This is a genomic window from Mesorhizobium sp. WSM4819 (assembly GCF_055811215.1).
This window is the reverse complement of record NZ_JBVVQO010000032.1, coordinates 78,375-81,097: the sequence shown is the minus strand read 5'-3', so window position 1 is coordinate 81,097 and position 2,723 is coordinate 78,375. Positions and strand designations below refer to the sequence as shown.

1 protein-coding gene is annotated in these 2,723 nt (G+C 63.9%); it reads left to right on the top strand.

Annotated features, from left to right (window positions below; all coding sequences use genetic code 11):
* Positions 1 to 2,644 (top strand): hypothetical protein (locus AC0L18_RS24490; RefSeq protein ID WP_473494529.1); only part of this gene is annotated, 2,644 nt, incomplete at its 5' end.
* Between the last annotated feature and the right edge of the window lie 79 nt (positions 2,645 to 2,723).

Genomic DNA, 2,723 nt, shown 5'->3' with positions numbered 1-2,723 from the left:
GCCCGCCCCCACCCAGGAGATACCGGACGACGACATCGCGAAGATACTGAAGGACACCCAGGCGGACGCCAAGGCCATCATGATTTACGGCTCTCGGGCACTGGCCCAGGAGGCTGGCCATGACTTCGGCAAGAAAGTCCCCCTCCCGTGGCAGAAGATGCACACCCCAGGCAACGTGGAGTCGCTCATACAGCGCTCCGCCCAGGTCCTGGAGGCCCGCTTCAATACGGCCAAGGGCGGGGAGGAACTGACTGACGCCAACGTTAGGTCCCTGGCCAACGAGCTGGGCTCTCAGTTCAACGAAGACCCGGCGATGATACTAGGGCAGCTAACGGAGGCCGGAGAACGGGCTAAGCTCCTCGCTCCCCAGATGGAGGCCGCCCTACGGCTCGGCAACCGCATGTTCAACGACGCCGACGAGCTGGCCACCAAGATTTCGAACGGCAGCCTCCAGGAGTTCGGGGGCAACATCCATCTCGCCACCCAGGAGTTCATGGCGCGGCTTGGGGTCTCATTCGACACGATGGCATCGGCCAACTCAATGCTGGCCAACTCGGGGCGCACCTTGCGCTTCGCTCGCTCACAGTTCCGCTTCAGGCCTGACGACATCGCGCGGCTCAAGGGGATGGACCCGGAGCAAGTCATCACGGTCATGCGCAAGGCCGGTGGAGACCCAAAGAAGGTCGCCATGCTCCTCAACGAGACCTGGGAGAAGCGCGTCCTGAACGAGGCCACATGGCACCTGACCAATGGTCTCCTCTGGATGTGGCCAACCCATGTGGTCAACCTTACGACCAACGCCTTCATGCTCGCCGCGCGGCCAACCGAGAAGACCTTCGGGTCGGCGGCCCGCCGTCTCATCACCAAGGACCCCGGGAAGAGGGCGGAGCTGTCCTCGCTCACCAGGCAGGGCCTCCGGGAGTACCACTACACCATCGCCTCCCTGGCTGACGGGTGGTCCAACGCGGTCGAAGCCTTCAGGAGGGGCGATTCTATCCTCAACCCCCAGAACACCGAGTTCTTCGACGGCACCATGACGGGCCTCCAGACGGCTCCCCTTCAGTGGAAGCCATGGAACTCCGTCTGGGACGTGGCGCACAACGCCTGGCAGGCCGCGAACTACAGGACCATCGTGGGTTTGCCGACGAGGGCGCTTGGTGGGGCCGACGAGTTCTTCAAGACGCTCCGATACCGCGCCGTGGTGCAGTCCAAGGCGGCCACCGATGCGGCTGACCACGGGCTCTCTGGGCAGGACTTTAAGGACTTCGTGCAGAAGGCCCTCGATATCGCCATCGATCCAGCAACGGGCAGGGCGCTTGATGCCAACGCTGTCCGGGAAGCCCAGATGGCCACCTTCCAGCAGGACCTCAACTACGAGGTAACCTTCGGGGGGAGCATCGGGCGGGCCATGCAGAACGCTAGGAAGACAGCCCCCATCCTTGCCATCGTGCTGCCCTTCGTGAAGACGCCCGTGAACGTCATCCGGTACGGCATCAAGCTCACTCCGGGCCTGAATGTCATCCAGAGGGAGTTCCGGGACGCGCTGTTTGGCAAGGTGGGGGCGGAGGCGCAGGCCCACGCTATCGGCCAGATGGCCATGGGGACCATGTTCCTGGGTCTCGCGGCGCACTTGGCGGCAAACGACTCTCTAACCGGCAGTGGTCCCGACAACTACGTCCTCAAGCAGGAACTTCTCTCTACCGGGTGGAAACCCTACTCGGTCACCTGGATGGGTGCGGACGGCAAGCGGCAGTACTTCCAGCTCGGAAGGTTCGACCCCGCTGCCACCGTCATGGGCCTGGTGGCTGACATCGTGGCCCTCCAAAGGAAGAACCCCGACCAGGACTATTCGGACCTCATCATGGCGGTTGCCGTGGCGGTGGCCAAGAACCTGGGCGAGAAGACGTTCCTCCTCAACCTCAACAACTCGCTGAAGGCGGTCCTTGACCCCGAGACGGAGCTTCCCAAGTTCATGGGCCGTACGGCGGGCTCGATGCTCCCGATGTCCTCCCTGATGCGCGGCCACAACCCCGACCCGTACCTCCGTGAGGCGCGGACCTTCGTGGACAATGCCATCAGAGGCGTCCCTGGGCTGTCGGACACTCTGCCCCTCTCCATGGATGTCTGGGGTGATCCCATCGAGCGCTACGTGGGGCTCATGGACTCCCAAGACAACGATGTCGTGGAAGCTGAGAACAACCGCATCATGCTTCAGACGGATAAGGCGGGAGTAGGCAAGCCCGACTTCAAATTGGAAGGGGTGGACCTGAGGGAGATCACCCTCAAGGACGGCAAGAACGCCTACCAGCGGCTCCAGGAGCTATCTGGGCACATTCCAGGGCAGAAGAGCCTCAAGGAGGTGTTGGCGGGACTCATCAAGTCGGAAGCCTACCAGGACCTTCCTGATGGTGACTCCGATGTGAAGGGCACGCGGACCAACAAGCTGGGTGAGATTGTTGGCAGATACCGCAAGGTCGCCAGGGGGATCTTCCTCCAGGAGAACCCGGAGCTGCATCCCATGATTGGGAAGCGGCAGAGGGAGGCTCGGGGGGCCATCCAGGCGAATAGAAAAGGGAGGGCGGAAGCGCAACCTGGAGCAAAGGCATTGCTCGACGCTCTGGGCGGTGGGCAGGCGCAACAATGAGCCCCCGCCGGGGGGGCGGGGCGCCCGGGGGGGGGGGGGGGGGGGGGGGGGGGGGGGGGGGGGGGGGGGGGGGGGGGGG